The 18,611-nt window shown below is 34.2% G+C and carries 12 protein-coding genes, 1 tRNA gene and 1 rRNA gene; all 14 read right to left on the bottom strand.

Annotation, left to right across the window (positions count from 1 at the left end; genetic code table 11):
• Nucleotides 1-2: 2 nt before the first annotated feature.
• The 14 genes from BMY75_RS11200 to rrf all read right to left on the bottom strand — a co-directional run bounded on the left by BMY75_RS11200 (nucleotide 3) and on the right by rrf (nucleotide 18,506).
• Nucleotides 3-335 carry a DUF5344 family protein gene (locus BMY75_RS11200; protein WP_074833877.1) on the bottom strand — a complete coding sequence of 111 codons (333 nt, stop codon included), beginning with the start codon at nucleotides 333-335 and terminating at the stop codon, nucleotides 3-5.
• A gap of 12 nt (nucleotides 336-347) precedes the next feature.
• On the bottom strand, nucleotides 348-791 hold the full coding sequence (locus BMY75_RS11195; RefSeq protein ID WP_074833874.1) for a YwqH-like family protein: 444 nt from the start codon (nucleotides 789-791) through the stop codon (nucleotides 348-350).
• A complete protein-coding gene (locus BMY75_RS11190; protein ID WP_074833872.1) occupies nucleotides 784-1,116 on the bottom strand; it encodes a DUF4176 domain-containing protein in 333 nt (110 codons plus the stop codon). Before BMY75_RS11190 ends, BMY75_RS11195 begins: the two co-directional genes overlap by 8 nt.
• 155 nt (nucleotides 1,117-1,271) lie before the next feature.
• Nucleotides 1,272-1,565, bottom strand: a complete 294-nt coding sequence (locus BMY75_RS11185) for a WXG100 family type VII secretion target (protein ID WP_074833869.1) — start codon at nucleotides 1,563-1,565, stop codon at nucleotides 1,272-1,274.
• Between the two features lie 63 nt (nucleotides 1,566-1,628).
• On the bottom strand, nucleotides 1,629-6,128 hold the full coding sequence (gene essC, locus BMY75_RS11180) for a type VII secretion protein EssC (RefSeq protein WP_081350528.1): 4,500 nt from the start codon (nucleotides 6,126-6,128) through the stop codon (nucleotides 1,629-1,631).
• Nucleotides 6,112-6,393, bottom strand: a complete 282-nt coding sequence (locus BMY75_RS11175; RefSeq protein WP_242940227.1) for a hypothetical protein — start codon at nucleotides 6,391-6,393, stop codon at nucleotides 6,112-6,114. Before BMY75_RS11175 ends, essC begins: the two co-directional genes overlap by 17 nt.
• Nucleotides 6,394-6,407: 14 nt before the next feature.
• On the bottom strand, nucleotides 6,408-7,451 hold the full coding sequence (locus BMY75_RS11170; RefSeq protein WP_207646274.1) for an AAA family ATPase: 1,044 nt from the start codon (nucleotides 7,449-7,451) through the stop codon (nucleotides 6,408-6,410).
• A gap of 29 nt (nucleotides 7,452-7,480) precedes the next feature.
• Complete coding sequence (locus BMY75_RS11165) at nucleotides 7,481-8,236, bottom strand: PP2C family protein-serine/threonine phosphatase (RefSeq protein WP_074833865.1); 756 nt, start codon at nucleotides 8,234-8,236, stop codon at nucleotides 7,481-7,483.
• 3 nt (nucleotides 8,237-8,239) lie between these two features.
• Nucleotides 8,240-9,229 carry an FHA domain-containing protein gene (locus tag BMY75_RS11160; protein ID WP_074833863.1) on the bottom strand — a complete coding sequence of 330 codons (990 nt, stop codon included), beginning with the start codon at nucleotides 9,227-9,229 and terminating at the stop codon, nucleotides 8,240-8,242.
• A complete protein-coding gene (locus BMY75_RS11155) occupies nucleotides 9,226-14,499 on the bottom strand; it encodes an Ig-like domain repeat protein (RefSeq protein ID WP_081350527.1) in 5,274 nt (1,757 codons plus the stop codon). Before BMY75_RS11155 ends, BMY75_RS11160 begins: the two co-directional genes overlap by 4 nt.
• Before the next feature lie 29 nt (nucleotides 14,500-14,528).
• Nucleotides 14,529-14,795 carry a hypothetical protein gene (locus BMY75_RS11150; RefSeq protein WP_074833859.1) on the bottom strand — a complete coding sequence of 89 codons (267 nt, stop codon included), beginning with the start codon at nucleotides 14,793-14,795 and terminating at the stop codon, nucleotides 14,529-14,531.
• A gap of 5 nt (nucleotides 14,796-14,800) precedes the next feature.
• A complete protein-coding gene (locus BMY75_RS11145) occupies nucleotides 14,801-16,828 on the bottom strand; it encodes a serine/threonine-protein kinase (protein WP_074833857.1) in 2,028 nt (675 codons plus the stop codon).
• A 1,451-nt stretch (nucleotides 16,829-18,279) separates the two neighbouring features.
• A tRNA-Asn gene (locus BMY75_RS11140) sits at nucleotides 18,280-18,352 on the bottom strand.
• A 37-nt stretch (nucleotides 18,353-18,389) separates the two neighbouring features.
• Nucleotides 18,390-18,506 (bottom strand): 5S ribosomal RNA (gene rrf, locus BMY75_RS11135).
• Nucleotides 18,507-18,611: the final 105 nt, after the last annotated feature.

Here is an 18,611-nt window from a genome sequence, read left to right as displayed (position 1 = left end):
TTCTATCCTCCGAAATCAAGACTTACACCTGATATCTCTCCCAAAGGCGATGTACCTGCCGGATTATCATCAAAGTATTGTGCAAATTCCGACTCCTGCTCAACCATAAGATTCAAGGATTCATTTACAAATCTCAAATCATCATTGAGTTTCATCCTATACTGCACCAGAAGCTCTGAAAAAGCATAATACAATTCAACAAAACGCTCCATTGCAGGGGAGCCTTCGCCAACACCGGAGTCCAAAAAATTAGAAATCGTGATCTCACCTACACTAAACTGTAACGCTGAAATATTTTCCAGCATAGTGGCTTGATCAAGTTTAATTTCAGCCATTAATATCACTCCTTAATTAAACAAATTATGAATTTGTGTGCCTATCCAATCAAATGCATCCATAAGATCTCCGAGAATACCATACTGCTCATTTTTCTGACTTTTCAGATCATGTATCTGCCAATTTATCGAATCCTCAATCTCATCGATCTTTTCAGTGTATGTTTCGTACTGGCTACGCAAACTGTTATCGCTATCTTTACAGGTGCTCTTGACCTCATCAGCAACAGAGCCTTTCCAGCCGTTAAACTGTTTACTTGGTACTTTTTTCAACGTACCGGTTGCGTCCTTCAACGTTTCTTTTGCTTCATCCAATTTATCGTATGCAGCTTTTAAATCCTCTATTTTTTGATTCAAACTGTCAATTCTAGCCTGGCACGCTTCCTGCTCTGCAAGATTTGCACTTTTCTCACCCTGAAGTCGGTCATACTCTTCCTGATCAAATTCCTCAGCCATTTGAAACCTCCATTTCAGCCTTGAGTTCCTTCACATTTGCACGTTCGAGCTTTGTAACAGAAAGTTGATTATTGATATTCTTTATCATCATCTCATTATCTTCGTCATTAAAGCCGTTGAAAATGATCTTTGCTATATCTTCATGCTGAAAATACATCACCTGATCACCTTCCATACCTTCGGGATAGCGGCACGCACCATAATCAAAGAATACCTGCTTATTCCCCAAATTTACATTAAGTCCTCTTGCAATAATCATGTATTTTTTTACACCGCCATTTATAACAACGATGCTGCCCAGTGGCAGAAATTCAACTTTTTCCATTAATAAGTCCTCCTTTTTTTGATTTTGTTTACGATTCAATTTTATGAACGGGTTTTAATTTTGAGTTAAAATATCCGAAAATATAACTCAACCATAAACGAAATCATGTTCGAAACAGGGATAAATATCCCTGTTTCGACTGATTCATTTGAGCCTTATGCTCTGAACTGACCAGCAATATCGGAATCTGTTGCCTCAATTGCATCAGCTGTCTTGTTAAGTGCTGAGCTGATATCTGCAATAAGATCCTGCATTGCTGTAAAGCTAGGCTTGAGCTGCTCATACTTCTCAGCATAAGCCTCACTTGCGGAGCCTTCCCACTCTGCCTGAAGGTTCTCAAGAAGTGTATCCATTTTACCGATAACTTCCTGTACAACCTCTGACTGCTGAAGATACTCTGCTGCTCTTCCCCTCATTGCTTCAGGGGACATTCTGATTTGATTTGCCATTTCTGGTTCCTCCTAATTAAATAAATTTTTATGACACTGCTATGCAGTTATCACCTAAAATAGTTATTGATGTAATACTGTTTTGATCTTTATTACATCGGTACCGCTCAGATAATAAGCGTCGCCTGTTTCAATAGGCTTCTTAAACATTCTGGCTGTTTGCATGGAAATATCTGCGACTTTGATATTCTGAACATCATCAAATACAAGATAGCGTTTTGCCTCTTTCAGCATTTTCATTGTTTCCTGCGCACCAAAAGCTATGGGTGCATTTTCCATGCCTGAATATATAACACAAAATTTCATCGCTTTGTATTTGTTGAGCATTTCCTTATACAGCGCCAAAACTGCTTTATCCTTGCTTATGGAATCATGAACATCGTTATTCTGTACAATAAGAATAAGCATAGGTTCTTTTTCAAATTGAGGATCTTTATTCATAAGCATCTGATATCTTTCTTCAAGACGTTTATGCCATTCTACAATAACATCCTTTACTTCGTCAACTGCAATTATATATTTATCAACGTTTTCAACGCTGCTAAATTTGCGTGAGACATCATCAACTATCACAACTTCAAAAGGAGCATTTTCAGAATTTTCTGCAAGCTGCGAAAGCATATATCTGATAAAGTTGCCTTTTCCCGATTTCTGACGTCCGCAAATACATAACGTTCCTATAACTGTAAGATCCAAAACAAGTTCGGCAACAGTAGAAAAATCAAGTCCACCAACGAATGAATATGGCTTGTTTACAGGCTCATAATTCTGAGCAATAAATGCTTCATCTAACAGCTTTGGAATAACAGGTATGATCTTTGCACCATTTCCCGGATAATTCTTGTTCTGTTCTTCTATAAAGCTTCGCATTGCATTGATTCGATCGATCTCTTTTTCTCCTTCAAATGCCAGATATGTCTGACACTCATAAAACTCTTTATCAAGTTCGACTACACATCGTCCCGGAGTTCCCAAAGGACGCATCCTACACGATCCAAAAAGTGAACTGTACTCACCGGAATCATTACAGTATAGACCGATCTTGTTTGCAAAGTTTGAAAGATATTTGTAACCGATACCTGAAAGTTGTGCATTTGCTGCCACGATGCTTATTCCGACAGATATACCGTCACGACATATCGGAAGCAGATCATCATTTTCATTCAGATAAAGCTCTTTTAGAGCTGTCAGATTATCTATAATAACAATTATCTGAGGAATATCAGTAAAGCCTGCTTCTCTGTATGAACTAAATGAACTTACACCAACAGAGACTAGTTTATCCTTTCTCTTTTTGGATTCTTCATTAAGAAGTTTAAACAGATTTTTGAGTTTTTCATCATCGGAAGCACATACAACACCTCCGACATGTTTAAGAGACTCAAAACTTTTAAGCACCATCGACCCGAAATCAAGAATATACATATTCAGTTCAGCTGGTGTATACCTTATAGCAAGTTCCTTTACTATCCATTCGAGCAAATTAGTCTTGCCATACTGAGAAGAACCGATTATCATCGTATTCTGACCGCCTAGATCATAGGTGATACCGCCCTGATACTGATTATCGGGATCATCATAGACACCGATTTCACAAAAAAATCCGTTTTCATCGTTCTTCTCAACGTCATTTTTTGTTATAGAACATGGAAGTGACGGAAGGCAGATATCAGGAAGCTTTTTGATTTTTTTATTATCGCAGTAATTATAAACAAGATCAACTACTGCATTAAGCTGTGTATCTTCACCAGCATCCTTTTTAGGCTTCTTTTGCTCGAAAACAACATTTTTTAGACCTGATACAGATACTTCACATATTTTGAACTCTTTAATATTGCTCTCATCAACTTTTGCAGGACTACCACTGTATGCAGACTGGAAAAGTTCAAATATCTCATTATTACCAACTTGCAGATATGCTCGTCCAGGTTCTTTTATCTCAGCTGCCAATGGTGATTTAAGAACTTCGTTACTGTCGCTCTGAGACTGAACTTTAAGACAAAGCTTGAACTTTGAGTTACTCCATATCTGTTCATTTACCTGTCCGGCAGGCTTCTGTGTAGCAAGTATAAGATGTACTCCAAGGCTTCGACCTATACGTGCTGCACTGATAAGTTCCTTCATAAAATCAGGCTGTTCCGCCTTTAACTCGGCAAATTCATCGACTATTACTATAAGATGCGGAAGCGGTTCTTTCAATTCACCCGATTTATACTTCTTTATATATTTATCGATGTGATTTACTTCTGCTTCAGCAAATAATCTCTGTCGTTTCCTGAGTTCGGCTTTTATAGACTTGAGTGAACGATCGATCTCTCGTCCATCAATATTTGTTATCGCACCTATCAAATGTGGGAGCGTTCTGAACTGGTTAACCATTCCGCCGCCCTTGAAGTCGATTATAACAAAACTAACTTCATACGGATGAAAAAGTGTTGCCATTGAAAGTATATAAGTCTGAAGAATCTCACTCTTACCAGAACCTGTAGTACCGGCAACAAGTCCATGTGGACCGTGAAATTTGTCGTGAAGATCAAGATAAACTATCTCATCACCCTTTTTCACTCCAAGTGGCGCTGCCATACTTTTAAATACCTGCGACTTATTCCAACGTTCATTAAGATCAATTTCTTCTACAGAAGTTATACCAAGAAGTTGATAAAGAGATATATTCTTTGTTAGCGTACCTTCAAGACTGATCTCTTCACAGTAAACAGGTGCAAGCCTGTAAGCCATATACTCTGAATCTTTATCCGAAACAGGGGTATAGCTGAAATCGATACTTTTAGTACCATCACTGCTGAGAATAAGCTTTCCAGCGTGTTCATTTTCGTTGAGCATTATTAGTCTTGTGCAGTACTGTGGAATATGACTTTTGATTTTTTCAAAAAATACAAATGTAACTCCAAGACTACTTGCGTTTTCTATAAATCGTGAAATTGGGTGACGTTTTATTCCCATATCATCATATATGAAAATAACTATTCGTGGTTCACAAATCCTATCCTCTTCACGATTTGACATTTCTTTATAAAGATATTCATATAGAATATTTTTACTCTTCTCATCGCTTACGATATTGCGCATATCAAGCACTTCATTGAAAACATGAGGAATAAACCTGAGCCAACTCATTTTTTGACTGTTTTCTTCATTTAATATGAAAAACAGTTTAAGATCATTCTGGTACTGTCTTGTACAAAGATCTATAACCATGATCTTCAGCATTTCATACTGCATCTCGTTGCTGCCGATAACACCAACACCATTTGCTTCTCGAAAATCACATACAATTGGAACGCGTTCTATATATTTATACTCATAAGCAATATGTTCAGGAACCTCCACAAGTTCATCAACAACCTCAAGCTTTTCTTGTACCTTATAATCAATTGGTTGCTTTGATTCAGCTGTTCCTATACCAATGTTTACACACAGAAAATCCTCGTCATTCCTTTCTCTGTCAAACAGATCTCCTGAAAAATCATGAAGCATTTTATTCTCGCAATCAACAGAATAATAAATACTTTCAAGAATATTTCTTTCTTCATTTCTTGCAGTTTCTATTTCATTTCTCTTGCGCTTTATATACGCATCGTATTTTTGCTTACGTTCAATTACATCTTTTTTATATTTTTTCTTTTGGCCAACATGATTAAAAATAGAGGTAAGTATTCCCAGTGACATAGAACAAGCACTGAAAATTACAAATGTACCACCACCGCCTATGACACCTCTCAAAACAACAGTTAGTGCAAGCATAGCAAAAGCAGGTATAAGCGATGCAACAAGGCTTTTCTGCGGTTTTGTCGGATACTGCGGCGGGTCTAAAATTGATATCTTATCTTCAACGCGTACAGATTTTATCCTTGTATTTCGTACAAACTCAGGATAATTACTGTTTGAACCTATATCTTTGAAATCAAGTCCGTTTACATCAACTAAACTTGATGTATAAAGTTTTCCATATTTGAAATACAAACTGCAACTTGTGACAGAAATGAAATCAAAATCTGCAAGCTGAACTTCATTTTTTATTCTTTGACCATTTAAATAAACACCATATTCGGTACCATTATCTTTAACAAAATAATGTTCATCAGTTTTGGTGATTGAAACTGTACTGCCACCAATAAGTTCATCATTAATTTGCAGTTCACAATCACTTGTACCACCTATTTTTATCATTGAGATTTCTGAAATATCTATCTCACGGTCATATTTTTTGGTATCAGAATCGAAATCAATAAGAAAATCAATAGTGATTATCTCCTGATTGGAGTTCTGATATTTAAGTATCATCTTGTCACCGTGAACAAGATTTCTAACAGCAAGTTTCATTATTCCATCAGGCGAGATATATACATTTTCGCTGCATGACAGAGTATATTTCTTATCTTTAACAGTTATCTCAGCAAAGAAATTTTCAAAGAACTGACTACTATCGAAACGGACATGACATTTTCCTACCGTGCCTATTCGCACTTTATCAGAGTTGTCATTCATAAGTATCTCACGGTAAACATTTTTATATCTAACCGAAACTTTATATTGCTTGACCACCTGAATTCCTCCGATTTTTATGGAAAATCAGAGTTGCATTATGCAATCCGAATTCCCTTAATGTTTTGTTGCCTTTTAAAAGAGCTATCGGATTTTCACTTTTTAAATAGCATGGAAAAATATCATCTGTATCCATACCAAGATCATAAGCATTATTCAATCCGATTATCAGCTCATTTGCAGTTATATCAAGCGGAACTTCAATATCTTTTCTGATTTTACCATCATCAACATCGAAGATAACAGTAATATTATTCTTGTCCAAAATAATTTCTCCTTTCAGATAAACTTCATGGCAAGACTCTCTATCTCATTTATATCACTAAGCTTTTCATAACCGATTTCATCAGCAGATTCAATATAAGGAATAATAAAGCTGAAATTTATCTCATTTGCTAAATCATATTCTTTCCTATACTTTCCACAGACAAAAGTAAATTTTGACTCTTCCGAACAATCTATATTATTAAGAAGTCTTTCAAGCTTATAAAAACCCGATCTACTCTGATCTGTCAGAATAATGACCTTATCCGAAACGCTCATTATTTTTGAAGTATCTCTGACAAACGAAGAATCACAGTCAATTATGATATTGTCATAATTTCCCGATTCTTTTAATTTTTCAGCAAGATAAAGGTACTCACTGCAACCTATATCCATTGAAGTAAGCGATTTTGAAAACGGTGGTAGTATACTAAATAGTTCATTTACGATGACAGGCTCTGCTACATCAACTATATATTCACTTTTTGATTTCAACGGTGTTTCAAATCCACTTTGAATGAAAACCGGATTTTTCATAAAGCTCCCAAATGACTGAAGCAGATCCATTCCGATATACAAAACCTTTTTGTATTTCTTTGATAGCGCTGCAGCAAGTCCAAAACTCAAAACTGTCTTTCCACTGCCACCGGAAGGAGAATATATACTTATTATTTCAGCACTTTTTCTTCTTGTAGAAGCTGCACTTTCAGGGCTAAGATTACTCACTACAGCATTATATATTTCCTTTGCACTTGAATATTTGTATATCATTGAAATATTCATTTCAGGCTTATGTCCGATATTTTCGTTCGACTCAGCAAGCACAAATATATTATCAATCTCATGCTTTACAAACTGCGGATCAAACATCTGCTCGTTGATTATCATTATGTCAAAACTCTGTGGCGAAGTGAAAAGCCTCTCAATATATTCCATATCAGTTATGGCTGTGAGACTGCAGTGTCTGTCATATCCATCTATAAACAGTCTTTCAAGAGCAATTATGTATTTCTCATCATTGTCTGCAATTAGAATTTTTGCATATGACACTATTTTCACATCCTTTTTCCATAACCATGACACTCACATCAATTATCTGCTTTGGATAAAACAAGGGCAACTGCTGTAATATTATCTGTTTCACCGTTTTTTATTACATTTAAAACAATTTGCCTGCATATATCACTTAATGAGTGCTTTTTACCAAGCGACTTGAACATCTGCCATTCAGTAAATCGTTTATAAAGACCATCTGAACATATCAAATAAACATTGTTTTCTGATATTTCAATCTCTTTCCTGAATATTATGAAGTTTTGTTTTACTCCAATACACTCAGTCAGATAGTTCTTTTTTACAATACCATTTTCAGTGTTTTTTTCAACTTGCTTAGTATGGTCTTCAGTAAGCTGAAATAAATTATAACCAAAAGTTTTTTTAGACAGACAATATATCCTGCTGTCACCAGTATGAAATATAAATCCCTTATTATCAAAAACTAACAATATACTTAACGTAGCACCACATTTATTGCCGAGCCCTTTTCCGTATTTTATCAGTTCATCGTTTGTTTCAAAGATACATTTTTCAAGTGACAAAAGAAGATTGTCTATTACCGGCCTTTCAGTGGCATTTTCAATATTACTGTTCCACCACTTATCAAGTGCAGACATAATATGCGAACTGGCTATCTCACCACAATCAAGTCCACTTATCCCGTCTGAAACAGCAAAAATGCCATAAGCTGAATCACCAACATGCTTAATTCTGAAAATAAAAGCATCTTCATTAACAAGTTTTACAGGACCCTTGTCAGAGTAACCTCCGCCTTTCAACTTAAACATACATTACACCGATTTTACAACTAACTCGACATTTGCAAGTTTGATCTTATCTCCAATTTTTATCTGCCTTTTTTCATTTGCAGATAAACGAACACCGTTAAGAAATGTTCCGTTTGTACTTTTAAGATCGACTATATAATTGATTCCATCTTTGCAGGTGATACAGCAATGTCTGTTACTTACAGCTTTATTAAAATCGATAACAAAATCACAGCAGTTAGGATTTTTACCGATTATAAATTCCTCTTTAGTTATAACAGTTTCCATTTTTTTAGAAGTATTTAACCCTGTAATAACAATTGAAGGAATAAAAATGCTGTCAAGAAGCTCTGTACCTCCGGAATATTCATCTTCGATCTTCTTGCCTTTTTTAGACTTAACACTCTTTTTAACCTTCACTGGTCTTTGTTTTTTTTCTTTTTTAGATTGTTTATCTCCAAAAATGCGACTGAAAATACCATCTTTGTTTTTGACCTTACCATCTTCATGTGCTGGTATAGTTTCTATAACTGCATTTTCTTCAGTCCCAGATATTAAATTTTTGATATTAGGTCTTAAATAACATATCTCATTTATAAGCTTCTGATATTTCATTTCCCATGATTCACAAGACCCGTCATCAAATGGTAGATAAATCATAAAAATACGATTCGACTCATCTACGTAAATTCTATCGGAACAAAAATCAAGATGATCACCATACAAAAAACCTGTTTTTTCTGCTTCTCCAGCAATCAATGGGATTTGAGCAATCAGTTTATTTATAGAATCATAATCTAACATAGCAAGAAGATTACTCAGCGGAATCATATCACTGATATTGAAAATAAGTTTTTCCCTACCGTTGTGAATTGCTTTTTCACCACAAATAATGCGGCTGTTTTCAAGGCTCTGAGCAACCTTCACTTCCGTCATTGACAGTCTATATTCAGGTGAGAATATATATTCAATTGTCTGAGAGTCTCTCAATATTCTAAAAATATCTAAACTCAATACTCCCACTCCTGTCTAGATTTTCTGACTCTTTTAAAGATGAGAACATAAATTGTTCCAAAAAGAAGCAAACAGATACCGGTAACAGTAAGCGTTAAAACAAGCTTATTATCCCATATGCGTCCTACAAGACTCTTTTCCCTTATTTCAAAAGGATATTTCATCAAACCTGTTGAATTACCAACTGAATCCGTCGCCTCGACACAAAGTATATAATTCCCAGGATCTTTAAGTGAAACAGTGTAGAAATCAGGATCATTTTTAGGACTATCCAGAAGGTCGACAATCACTTCATCATCCTGAGAAACTATATATAGTTTCTCAAATTTGTCAGGCTTACTTATTCTATCAACGTGAAGAGCTTCAAGCGATATCTTAAAATCTGCCTCCATGAAAAATACCTTGTTTTCTTCAGGTGTGAGTAATTCATTACTCAGTGCTTCAAGAATTATCGCCTTCGGAGCAGTTCCATCTATATAAAAATCATAGAGTAATGCCTGCGAAAGGTTTCCTGCCATATCTGAAATCATAAGATATACTGTATTCTTTCCGTCACATACAATAGGATCATTTATATCCCATTCCCTGCTACCGGTTGAATTAGTTACAATACATATAATTTCTTTGAGGTTTTTTTCTTTAAATTCAAAATGGTCTCTTATATCAAATGCTGATTTGTATATTTCCGGCTTATCTGATAAAAGGTTTATCGTTTTTATCTCTGGTTTTGTAGTATCTAGTGTAATACGCTTATCAAATTCAGAAGAAGCATTATTTGCAAGATCCTTTGAATTTACAACTATACGGTAATTGTCATCTGTACTAAGTATGATCTCTTTTGTAAATTCACAACCAACTATGCTATTTCTTTCCTCATCAGAAATCTGCTCTTCCCCGTTCACCTTTACAGAAAGATCCTGAGGAGAGATATGATCATCAAAGAAAGTAAATTTGTACTTTATAGAATGATTTGAAAAGGAAATATTCTCAAACTCTGATTTAATTTCTGGAAGTGTACGATCGTAGATAACAGTAGTATTATCATTTACACTATTTACAAAAGTTGTATTTCCCGCTTTATCTGATAGATTGTACGAGAAGGAAACAGCTCCTTCGGGCATTTTCTTTTCATCATTATCAATAATGTAATAAATCGAATAACTATCAGAATTTCTTCCTGATATATTTGCTTCCCTACCATTTATCAAAGCTGAATCAGGAATAACACCATGATTTGCCTGGCCTGAAACAATAATTCTTCCACCGTTATTCACATACATTGTATTTCTGTTTCCTGACTTCATAGACGATGAGTTAACGATAGGAGCATAATAAGTTATCTGATTAAGTCTTTCAAAATATTCATTTGTTATCGTTTCGGTCTTATTGCCTGCTATGTCATAAGCCTCAAATGAAAACATTATAACCGACTGATCTTGTAAATCCTGATTTTTTAAAGTATAATCAAATTCGTATCTTTTAACGTCATTTTCTTCAGATATATCACTTATTTCAGGAGTTCTATCACATAAAAGCGCCGTTGAGAAATATACTTCATGGTTTGAATTAAAGACTAATTTAATGTCATCACCATTTTTCGCATACTTTCTTTCGTCATTACTGTTGCTGCTGACGATCGAAGCATCCGAAATCTGAACAGGTGCAAAATAACGTACATTGCTATCAAATTCACGCTCATTAAGAATATAAGGCACGTTTCCCGCTCTATCAGTAAGCTTTGCACTCACTGTTAAATTGCTCAGATCTTCTGTAAAACCATCTGTTATATCAATCGAACAATCCCAATCTCTTTTATTATCATCACCTAATATTATTTCATGATTCGATACTGACACAGAGCTTGCATTTACTTCATGATTTGCAGAAAAATGAACATTTACCCTATCACCATTCTTTACGGCATTAGCTGCAGGATTCAAATTTGTTGAATTCATTTTCATGTCATTAACTTCAATAGGAGCATAATATACTATCTTTTCTGTTTCAACATAATCAACCTCGCCTTTTTTCTGTTCACCACGAGACATCATAGCTTTTCTCGCCAAAGGCCAAACATTAATGTTTGTGCATTTATATACTTCGTTATCAGATGCATCACCCATTTCAAGAATAAAAGGTACATCTTCGTTGTCGAATAAATCTCCGTTCTTCAGAGTATACTCAATACAATACACATTTGGATCATTATCTTCATCTGTTACTTCGGTTCCCATATTTCTTGCAATTTCAGCATTGAAAATACGGATGGGGTGCGATGTTTTAACAAAAACCTTGATCAAATCTCCATCTTTAGTATACTGTACACTCGGATTGTTTGTGGTCAGAGAAAGATTCTTTATGCAGTCCTTTATAGGAGCATAATAAGTTATATTTGAAGAAATAGTATTTCTGTCCACAACTTTTCCATCTTTTATTAGAATATTACCAGCTTCATCTTTGATTTCGCAGTATAGCTTGAACTTTTTATTGTCGTATTTATTCAGATTTTTTACGACAAAAGAACCACTGCATATACCGCCTTCGCTTTTAGGATCACAATCGATCTGTTCGTTGTGAATACCCATATAAATATTATTTGTGAGGATTTTATGGTGTGCTTCAAATGAAAATGTTATCTTATCACCTTCATTTGCAATCAATTCATCATTATCATTTTTTTTCTTGCTTTTACCATCTTTTAAAACATCAAAAGTAAAGTTCATTTTTTCATATTCAAGCGGAGCATAGTATACTATTTTTGAATAGTATGCACTGGCCTCACAAGCTTGATTAAATGCATCTTTAATATCGATCTTATTGATGTCAAACTTGAATTCATCGTCGATAGCAAAAGACTTCTCGTTCTCTGAATCAGTCCATGTCAATTTACCATCTACAATAGTAAAGGTCTGAGAAAGTTTACACTTTTTTCCATCCTGTGATATTTCCTCGAACAGCTCAATAGGTTCATTATAAACATTCGGATCAAAATACAGATACTTATTTGGTGAACCTTCAAAACCGCGTCCGCCGTCTACAGCCTCAATTGTAATTGTCAGCTTTTCTCCATTTTTTGCGAATCCCTTTAATTGATTTGAATCGACCGATTTGTCCGCAGTTCCTTCGTATTTTACTTCATCTGACTCATCATAAAGTGTAAAATTGACTTTTTTAATTTCGGGTTTTTCATCATCCAACATTATACTCTTTCTAATAACATTAGATTTTCTGCCAGCCTTATCCATAACATAAAATTCAGCAGTAAAATCAGCATAGTGACCTTTCGGTACAGAAAATATCACTTCATAAACGTCGTCCTTTTCGATATAATGGGATTTAATTGTAACATTGTTCTTTGAATCTCCACCTTTTTTATTGGGTATAATAACGAGTGGATCATCTTTCAAACCTGATACGAATTCATAATTCTTTTCTTCGAGCTGTCTTTTAAATTCCAACCATTTCTCCATTGGAATTTCATACGTTTCGCCAGTTTCAGGATCTTCATAAATTTTGACAGATTCTTTTTTATCCGAAGTATTCTCCGGTGTATCATCATTGTCTTTCTCTGATGCATCATCATCTTTGTATTCCTCTAAAGCAGCTTCTTCCTTTTTGATCTCAATTATCTCATTCTTATAAGTTTCAAATACTTCTTCATCTGAAACTTTCTCAGCAGGATCTTCTGCTTTAAATCTGTAGATAACACTTTCAATATTTAACCAATTACTGGGCATGAAATTATTATATTTAACTCTTTCTACATCTTCTTCAGATATAACAGGATCTACAGCGTCATATATTATGTCCTTTGAAATTTCAGCTAAAGAATTGTTATCTACTCCAAACGCGGTTATTGTAATATTACCCTTATATGATCTTTTATCAGTATTATTGATAACAACTTTACGAAGATTTCCTTCTTCTGCATATTTTTTTGCAATTTTATTATTTAAATTATTCGCTGCTTCATCTTCACTTACATTATAAATCTTCAAATTTTCTCCATCAAGAGATGCTTTCAAAATTTCCGAATCTGTATTTACCAGGTCTCCTGAAACTAAAAAATAAACATTTAGTATCTCTGCTGAAGTAAAAATACCATCATTTATATCGGGTGAATAAGCAAACAGGTACAAATAAATTCCGATATCCAAATCGTCTACATATAATGTATAGACATCAGATTCATATCCAAATTTATCCTTAACTTTAAAGAAATAGGTTCCATTCTGAACTGAATCAAATTTATTGTCTAGCTGATATGAAAAATCTGAATCCGGGATATCCGAAGGCTTTTTATCATCTTTTCCGGCATAATACATACCATACATCATATCATCCATATGGGCATCACAAGCATTAACAGTAAATGTTTCATGCTTATAAACTATCTTATTATTCGGAGGTATTACTTTTTTTGTGTTGCCCTCCTTGTCAACACTATCGATAACAGGCCCATCAAAATCAACATCCTTAACCTCAAAATCAAAGATATTACTTTCAAGTTTAGCAAAATCATTTACAGAAACTGCATATTTACCGTTTTGCTCGATTTCAACAATATATTTACCATTTCTATCTACTTCTAAATCACTAATTTTTTTTGAGAAAATAAGATGCTTCTGAGGATCATTGGAATTATACTTATATAAATTGAGTACATCTAATCCATAATTTTCTTCACATTCAATTTTAAGTATCACTGCCCCTTTAGAATCATTTGCCGGATCTATACTTTTTATGACAGGAGCAAATCTATCAAATTTTATAGTAATTTTATTAAATTCAATATCTAATTCTTTATCATCGATAAGACACTTAATGTTTTCAGTATTACCGGATACTTTCTTGTCAATGGGAACAGTGATTCTCTTTCTTTCTATCTGCGTTTCTTTAACGAAACCAATATAAAAATCACCGCTTATTTGATCCCCGGTAAAATCAGTATATATCCTTTTAGATTCTTCACCTTTTTTTATAAGTATTTTTTGTATTTCATAACTATTACTATATTTTACAATTTTACCATCTTTTACCTTTAAAACGAGTAAATATGTGTTTTCATCTATATCTTTGACTGGTAAATCAACATAATGATGCTGAGCCGAAAAAATAGTAGCTCCCGGTTCATCAACCATTCCGGCATTAGCATTATATACCAAAAAATTCAATAATATAGAAACAATTAAAATTAAAAGCGAAATTGCAACAGGCAGAAAAACCTTGATATTTCTTTTAATTTTTAAAATCATATCATTTATCTCCATTCTAATGTTTGAAATCTTGATGTAAAAATTTACGTTGCATCAGAAGTATCAAGGTATTCTGTAGGCTCAGATATTATCATATCGTTTTCATCATCAAGAAGTTCGGTTCTTTCAGGTTTATAGACAGGCTGTTCGGGCAGTTTTTTATTAGCAGACCAGATATCTACTCCCTTATGTCTCAAATTTATAAAATACTTGATCGCCGAAGGTATATTATTTTTTATAAACAGAACAACTGAAAGCAGAAAAAAGAATACAACTCCTGCCGCGCCCACATACATCATTACTTCATACATACTTATCATTTCTCCATAATGCCAGCATTAATAAATGCCTGCTTCAATGTACCAAATTGTGAAAGTTCAGCTGCTGAAAGGTTACTATTTCTTTCCTTCATTTCATTTACCTTATCATAGCATTCTAAAGCTTTCCTTAAATCACGTTCGTTTTCATTCTTTATCATTTCTGAATCAAGATATGACATAGCGAGATTGACCTGTGCAGAAAAACAGTTGTTATATTTCCTTGTAAGCTCTTCCAATTCCTTAACTGAGCTTTCAAGGAAACTATTTTCATTTGTAAGATCATAAAGCTTTCTATAAGATGAAGCTTTCTTTAACCAAAGCACCTCAGAAAGATTGTCATTAAGTTCATGAAGATATCCATACCATTCAATAGTCTGTCTATACGTTTCCTCTTTCTTAGAATCATCTTTTTCAAGAAGAGCACCGTTATAAAGTGCTGACGCTGTAAGCTCATACATTGGGATAATACTGCTGAATGACATATCACCTGATTCAAGATTTCCGTCAATGATTGCTTTTGCTTTTACACCCGTTTCATATATTTTATTATATGGATCACTGAGATATATCGGATATTCATTATACAAATTCATTATCGTATAATAATTTTGAAGTTTGTCATCAACAGTAAGTATGCTGGTGTCGGTGTACTTTTCAAGCTTATCAAGTACATCCCCGATTTCATCAAAGTCCTGTGTAGATAAATCCTTTGAACAGTTCATAGCAAGAACCTCAAAATATTCAAGCTCATCAGATTTATAATTTTCAGTCTTCAGTTGATCAATGTACTTTAATGCATATCCGGCATACGACGAATCATTTACCTCCACACATTTTTTCATTACCTGATATGTAATTTCCTTATTATGAAACATCGGGCTGTTTTTATTATCAATATAGGAATTACGCATTATATCAATGGCATTTTTGGTAAGCGTTATGTAATTTTCATCATTTTCACGCGGCAACATACTCGTAAAATACAGAAGATAAGTTTCTGTTAACTGCGGCTTATATTTTATTGATTCTAGATAATTCTTTGCAGCTGATTCATAATTTTTATTTTGAACATCAGATGCTGCAAGCTGATAATAATGTTGGTAATTGTCAGCCTTTTCAGCTTGAACCTGCGTATAGCCAATATATGTAGGTATCATAAATAGTAAACAAGCTACTATGCTTGCATAAAAACCTACAAGACGATTTCTCATTTTACGTCTATAAACACCTGTAAGTTCGTTAATATCGTTAAGATCAGCACGCACTTCACTAAAATTACGATATCTATCATCAGGATTGTCTTTTGTACATTTTCTTATAATGTAATCAATACCCTCCGAAAGAACAGGCCTGCGTTCTCTTACAGATTTAACACCATAAGGAGGTTTTAAAGGAACAGAGCCAGTAAGAACATATGAAAGAGATGCACCAAAACTATAAATATCTGTTCTTTCATCAAAAATATTGCTTGCATCTTTATACTGTTCGGGGGCAGCATAACCTTTTGTACCAACTGCCTCACCAACATATTTTTTTCCACGAATACATTCTTTGGCAATTCCAAAATCAATAAGCTTAATTCTTCCTGATTTTGTATACATTATATTATCAGGCTTAAGATCACAGTATATTATTGGATTGTCCTTAACAGTATGAAGATATTCAAGAACATCGCAAAGCATTTTCGCCCACTCAACAACATCTTTTTCCTGTTGAGGACCTTCAGCAAGGACTTTCTTTCCGAGTGAAACACCGTCAACAAAATCCATTACAACAAAATAATTTCCACCATATTCGATTCTATCGACTATTCTGGGTATATCGGCGTGGTTAAGGCTAGAAAGCAATTCTACTTCCTTTTTGAATCCTTTGAGATAATTAACATCACTATTTGAAATCTTCTTGACAGCCCAGTATGACCCTAGTATTTTATCTTTGGCAAGATATACTGTACTCATTCCACCCCTGCCAAGCTCAGCAATAATCTCATATCTATCCCTGAGGACCAAATTAGATGATGTCATAACATTTTACTCCAAACATTTAATCATAAATTTTAAGATAAAACCGATTCCGCAAATTCGAAGTCTCAAATACTATACAAAACAACGTATATACATTGAAATAGAAAATGCGAAAAATATGTACATAGTACATGACAAATAGCTTATTAAACTGAAAGAATATCCACTCGTAGTTCAGATGTTCTACAAATCAAAGCTAATCAAGAATGCAAACGGTAAGAGGGCGGTAATACGTGCTCAACCGAATAGAAAAAACGGTTATATTTCTCCTGACGACAATCGAACTTCTATCTCGTCAAAAATCAAATTTCGATAACATCAATGGTTTTGACAAAATCGTAGAATTCTAAAATATCTCACTCGGTATCGTCTATAGTATTCCTCTAAAACCTCACTCAGAAATTATCCAATGGAAGTTCTAGGATCAGTGCTTATTGCCAGAACTTTCCACCATGCACACGCTCGATGAATATTTATGTCGTAATTTCGCTATAATACTTGATTGCAAACTGCATGATTATGATATAGTTCAATGATTTCTTCACCAGAACCAATGAACTATATTCAAGTACATATCCATTTCCAAGAACATCATTTTCTGACAATCGAACGTAGTTCTTTCGATGATTTCGTATGTCATACGAATAACGAATTTCCCATCATTCGAAAACTAAACGTGCTGCCATGTAGTGTCGATATGTACTGTTTCCCAGTAATTGAGATATTGAACATTCATATAGACGGATTTCAATTCTTAAACGATTGCATTGTGTTCTACACAGCGAAAAAAATGCCTGATCCGCAAATCTTTGATACAAATCATAAAAATAGATGAATAATATTACCTTTGAATGCTGCATGGAAGTCTCATACTTCAATAGGTATTAGATTGTATATAATTAAGTTTTTTGTGGTAACGTTTTGAAAAATCATCATATTTTTTAGAGATATGATATCTTCGAATTGATACTCATTATTATTAAAGCTTATGGATAATTTTCAAAAATTTGATCAATTTCTATATCTTTTTTCCCTCTTTGACAAAGTCCCAATAATTTTTTCAATTATTTACTTTTTTATTTTATCACAAAAGGTGTTTAATGTCAATAACTTATAGTTTGGTTTGGCGAGATTTACATAACGAAGCAATTACATTAAGCTACAATTGTTACTCGTATAGATAATATCAAATTATAATTTGTAAATTATTTCACCGATATTTCCGAAACAGCATTCTGCGTAAGAAGTCTGAAAATTCAGCCGCAAATTATTCAACTCAATTTATCACCATAATATGATAGCACAGAGGAAAATAAAGCAAGCAGCCTATGATATCCGGGTCTTTACACACTCAAAGTAATAAAGACCAAACAATAACCAAAAATAGAAAACAAGCAAAACAAAAAACTCTGAAACAACGCATGTGCGTTATCTCAGAGTTTATAAACAAACGCCACCTGTTGGACTCGAACCAACGACCCTGCGGTTAACAGCCGCATGCTCTACCGACTGAGCTAAGGAGGCACATATGCCAAAACACTCCGAAGAGTGTTTTGGAAAGAGCCGGCGACAACTTATTTTCCCGGGCGGTCGCCCGCCGAGTATTTTCAGCGAAGATGAGCTTAACTTCTGTGTTCGGCATGGGAACAGGTGTGACCTCATCTCAATGATCACCGACTATAGATTGAGGACAATAACCTCAAAATTGAATAATGAAACATTTAAGGACTAACATAATTTAGGACAAGCCCTCGACCAATTAGTACACGCTAGCTAAATACAT

It is taken from the genome of Hominimerdicola alba, assembly GCF_900109655.1.
GTDB classification, from domain to species: Bacteria; Bacillota; Clostridia; order Oscillospirales; family Ruminococcaceae; genus Hominimerdicola; species Hominimerdicola alba_B.
Note: the sequence above shows the minus strand (reverse complement) of the source record. Positions and strands in the feature narration are given on the sequence as shown.

Bases quoted from the DNA above. Each gene is read 5' to 3' on its own strand.
- BMY75_RS11200 (WP_074833877.1), bottom strand. From the start codon at position 335: ATGGCTGAAATTAAACTTGATCAAGCCACTATGCTGGAAAATATTTCA.
- BMY75_RS11195 (WP_074833874.1), bottom strand. From the start codon at position 791: ATGGCTGAGGAATTTGATCAGGAAGAGTATGACCGACTTCAGGGTGAG.
- BMY75_RS11190 (WP_074833872.1), bottom strand. From the start codon at position 1,116: ATGGAAAAAGTTGAATTTCTGCCACTGGGCAGCATCGTTGTTATAAAT.
- BMY75_RS11185 (WP_074833869.1), bottom strand. From the start codon at position 1,565: ATGGCAAATCAAATCAGAATGTCCCCTGAAGCAATGAGGGGAAGAGCA.
- BMY75_RS11165 (WP_074833865.1), bottom strand. From the start codon at position 8,236: ATGTTTAAGTTGAAAGGCGGAGGTTACTCTGACAAGGGTCCTGTAAAA.
- BMY75_RS11155 (WP_081350527.1), bottom strand. From the start codon at position 14,499: ATGGAGATAAATGATATGATTTTAAAAATTAAAAGAAATATCAAGGTT.
- BMY75_RS11150 (WP_074833859.1), bottom strand. From the start codon at position 14,795: ATGTATGAAGTAATGATGTATGTGGGCGCGGCAGGAGTTGTATTCTTT.
- BMY75_RS11145 (WP_074833857.1), bottom strand. From the start codon at position 16,828: ATGACATCATCTAATTTGGTCCTCAGGGATAGATATGAGATTATTGCT.